General features: G+C 70.3%; 3 protein-coding genes. 2 read left to right on the top strand and 1 reads right to left on the bottom strand.

Annotation, left to right across the window (positions count from 1 at the left end):
- Nucleotides 1–10 precede the first annotated feature (10 nt).
- On the top strand, nucleotides 11–1,540 hold the full coding sequence (locus BFF77_RS30500; protein ID WP_245703868.1) for an LCP family protein: 1,530 nt from the start codon (nucleotides 11–13) through the stop codon (nucleotides 1,538–1,540).
- Between the two features lie 165 nt (nucleotides 1,541–1,705).
- On the opposite strand, the gene BFF77_RS30495 is transcribed toward BFF77_RS30500, so the two are convergent.
- Complete coding sequence (locus tag BFF77_RS30495) at nucleotides 1,706–2,254, bottom strand: acyl-CoA thioesterase (protein WP_066956481.1); 549 nt, start codon at nucleotides 2,252–2,254, stop codon at nucleotides 1,706–1,708.
- A 168-nt stretch (nucleotides 2,255–2,422) separates the two neighbouring features.
- On the opposite strand from BFF77_RS30495, the gene BFF77_RS30490 reads away from it, so the two are divergent.
- Nucleotides 2,423–3,685, top strand: coding sequence for an LCP family protein (locus BFF77_RS30490; protein ID WP_066956478.1), 1,263 nt, complete (start codon nucleotides 2,423–2,425; stop codon nucleotides 3,683–3,685).
- Nucleotides 3,686–4,156: the final 471 nt, after the last annotated feature.

Raw genomic sequence — 4,156 nt, 5'->3', positions numbered from 1 at the left:
CGCGTGGCCGATCCCGCCGGCCCCGGAGCGACGACGGTCCCGCTGGGGGATGCGGGTGACGACGACCGTCTCCGTACTGGTGCTGAGCGCCGGCGGGATCGGCCACGCGGTGGTGAGCAGCCTGGACACCGAGATCGACAGGGTGGACGCGTTCAAGGACATGAAGAACCGGCCCGACGCGGGCCACGGTCTGAACCTCCTGCTCGTCGGCACCGACGGCCGCGACAAGATCACGGAGGAGGAGCGGCAGAAGTACCGGCTCGGCGGCGCGCCGTGCCACTGCACCGACACGATCATGCTGGTGCATCTCTCGGCCAACGGCGGGCGCGCGAGCGTGGTGAGCGTGCCGCGCGACAGCTATACGGAGCTGCCCGAGCACATCGACACCACCACCGGCGAACAGCACCAGCCGCATGTGGTGAAGCTCAACGCGGCGTACACGGAGGGCGGGCCGAATCTGACGGTCCGGACCCTGGAACATATGACCGGCGTGAAGATCAGCCACTATCTGGAGGTCGACTTCACCAGCTTCATGAAGACGGTGGACGCCCTGGGCGGCGTCGAGATCTGTACGCCCAGGGAGCTGAGGGACTCGTACACGGGACTCGACCTGGCACCCGGCACGCACAAGCTGGACGGCGGGCAGGCGTTGCAGTACGTACGGTCCCGGCATATCGACGGCGCGGCCGACCTCGGCAGGATGCGGCGCCAGCAGCGCTTCCTGGCCGCGCTGATCGACCGGGCCACCAGCAGCGGTGTGCTGCTCAATCCGGTGAAGTTCCGGGACGTCAGCTCGGCGATGCTCACCTCGGTCCGGGCCGACGCGGGATTCGGTACGGAACAGATGCTCGCCCTCAACGAGGCGATGCGCGGCTTCTCGGCCGCGTCGTCGGAGTTCACCTCGGTGCCGCTGGCGGACGGCGGGGCCGGCGTCGCGGTCAGGGGCGTCGGCTCGACGGTGAAATGGGACCCGGTGAAGTCGAAGCGGCTCTTCCGGGCACTGCGCGAGGACCGGCCGCTGACCACGCTGAACGAACCGAAGCCGAAGCAGGCGGCGAACGCGGAGGGCACGGGCCGTATGCAGGGCACGGGCCGCAGGGACGGCGAGCACGGCCCGGCGGCGGACGCGAGCCGGTCGCCGGAGCGGAGGCCCGACGGCGGACAGGAGGCCGTGCCGGTCGAGGTGGCGCCGAAACGGGTCAAGGTGCAGGTCTACAACGGGACACGCAGGAGCGGGCTGGCCAGACGCGCCGACAAGGCGCTGCGCGCCGCCGGCTTCGACACGACCCGTGTGCCGCTCAACGCGCCGGAGCACGATGTCCGGCGGACGGTCGTGCTGTACGACCCGCGCTGGGACCGCTCGGCGAGATCCCTGGCCGCCGCGCTGCCCGGCAGCGAACTGCGCCCGGTGCGGCAGCAGGGCGCGACGCTCAAGGTGACGCTGGGGTCGGACTTCCGGGCGGTGACGCCGGTACGCGTCGAGGCCCCGTCGAAGGACCGGTTCGAGACGGTGACCGGGGACCAGAGCGTATGCCGCTGACGGGCCCCGGGAGCGGGGGCGACCGGCGGGCGGGGGCGTCGACAGCACGGCCGGCAGCCGGTCGGCCACGGTCCTGCCGGTCCCAGCGGCCGTCCCGGGCCGGTCCTGGTCGCCGTCAGTCGTTCCTGGCCGACCCTGGTCGCCGCCAGTCGTTCCTGGTCGTCCCTAGTCGTCGAACCCTTCGGCCGCGCGCTTCTCCCGTAGTTCCTTGATCGCCTGCCGCCGCGCCAGCCGGTGCGTACGCCGGATCTGGGCCTCCTGGTAGCGCCGCTTGTCCCGCTCCGTCTCCGGGATCACCGGCGGTACGGGACGGGGCCTGCCGTCCGCGTCGACGGCCGCGAAGACCAGATACGCGCTGCCGACCTGGGTCGCCGGGGTGGACTCGTTCCAGCGCTCGGCCAGCACCCGTACCCCGACCTCCATCGAGGACCGGCCCGTCCAGTTGACCTGGGCTTTCACATGTACGAGATCCCCGACCCGCACCGGCTCCAGAAAGACCATCTCGTCCATGGAGGCGGTGACCGCGGGCCCGCCGGAGTGCCGTCCCGCGACCGCGCCCGCCGCGTCGTCGACCAGCTTCATGATCACGCCACCGTGCACCGTACCGAGCAGATTGGTGTCACTGCCGGTCATGATGTGACTGAGCGTGGTCCGGGAGGCGGAGGTGGGCTTGCCCGGTATCGGGGACTCCGGACGGTCGGTCTGATCTGTCATGGCACCCACCTTATGCGCAGGTCGGGCGGGGTCCGGGCTCGGTGGGCACGGCCACCGGCCGTACATGGGGCATCGGGCGGTGCGCATTGCATCAGCTTGGCAACAGGCCCGACCCGATTTTCCCTCTCCCCTGTCTGCGACACGCCGCCGCCCTGCACACTGGTCCGCATGAATGATTGGCCCGACGGATGGACCGGCGACCGCGACAACCGCGTCGACCGCTACGGGCGCGGCAGTGCGGGCGGTCAGCCCGAGGGCGCGCGCGTGATGCCGCATGTGCAGCCTCGTGGCGTCCCCCAGCAGTCGCAGGGGTACGACCAGGGCTACGAGCCGGGGTACGACAGCGGCTACAACACGGGCCAGGTCTACGGCTCGCCTCCCGGTGGCGGCGGCGGACGCAACGGAGGCGGCCCGCCGCCTCCGCCGAGCGGCCCGCCCGCGCCCCGGTACGCGCCCGACTGGCGCCGCCGTATCAAGATCGGCGCGCTGACCCTGGTCGTCGTGGTCCTCGGCGTCTCCATCGGTACGTACTTCTGGGCCGACTCCAAGCTCCAGCGCGAGGTCGATCTCTCCAAGGTCATCGAGCGCCCGGAGGCGGGCGACGGTACGAACTATCTGATCGTCGGTTCGGACAGTCGTGAGGGCATGTCCGCCGAGGAGAAGAAGAAGCTCCACACGGGCTCGGCCGACGGCAAGCGCACCGACTCGATGATGATCCTGCACGACGGATCGAACGGGCCGACGCTGATCTCGCTGCCGCGTGACTCCAATGTGGCGATTCCCTCGTTCCGGGGTTCCGAGTCCGGCAAGCTGTTCCCGAACACGGGCCGTGAGACCAAGCTCAACGCGGCCTACGCGGAGGACGGCCCCGAGCTGCTCGTCCGTACGGTCGAGTTCAACACCGGGCTGCACATCGACCACTACGTCGAGATCGGCTTCGCGGGCTTCGCCAATATCGTGGACGCGATCGGCGGGGTGGAGATCGACATCCCGAAGGCGTTCAAGGACAAGAAGTCCGGCGCCGACTTCCAGGCGGGCAAGCAGACGTTGAACGGCGAGCAGTCGCTGGCCTTCGTCAGGACGCGGTACGCCTTCGCCAACAGCGACCTGGACCGTACGAAGAACCAGCAGAAGTTCCTCGCGGCGCTCGCCTCGCAGACGGCCACGCCCGGCACGATCCTCAACCCGTTCAAGCTCTATCCGACGATGGGCGCGGGCCTGGACACGCTGATCGTGGACAAGGACATGTCCCTGTGGTCGCTGGGCCAGATGTTCTTCGCGATGAAGGGCGTGACGGGCGGCGACGGCAAGTCGATGAACATGCCGATCTCGGGCAGCACGGGCGGCAATCTCGTCTGGGACAAGGCCAAGGTCAAGCAACTGGTGAACCAGCTCAACAACGACGAGAAGGTCACGGTCTCCGGCGACTGACCTCCGCGCGTACGTCCGGCCCCGAGCACAGGGCCGGGACCGGGCCCGGGGCCAGGGGCCGGTTCCGAGGGCCGGGACCGACGGACCGAGTCGGCCCGGTTGCGGGAGAGGACCCCGGCCGGGTGCTGGGGACACGGACCGGCCGGGGCGGCACAGCGGATCAGGAACCCGGGCACGCGTCGGCCGCGTCCCCTCGGTTCCCGTTCCTCCGGCAACGCTAGAGCCGCCGGGGGAACGGACGCCAGGGCGTGTCCCCACGTGTGTCACTTCGGAGCCGAAGGCCACCCGGCAAAGGCTTCCGGGCGCTCGCCGACACCGCGGTGGAAACGCCGGCGTGACGGGCCCGCCCGCCGGGCAGATACGACGAGGCCCTGGGGGGATCGCCCCCAGGGCCTCGTCGTATCTGCCCGCGCCGCCCCCGCATGTGGGGACGCGCGTCCTCCCCCTAATACCTGTCTCTCATACCCATCT

It is taken from the genome of Streptomyces lushanensis (assembly GCF_001700515.1).
In the GTDB taxonomy this organism is placed as follows: domain Bacteria; phylum Actinomycetota; class Actinomycetes; order Streptomycetales; family Streptomycetaceae; genus Streptomyces; species Streptomyces lushanensis.
The sequence above is the reverse complement of the archived record's forward strand: the minus strand, read 5'-3'. Positions and strand labels throughout refer to the sequence as shown.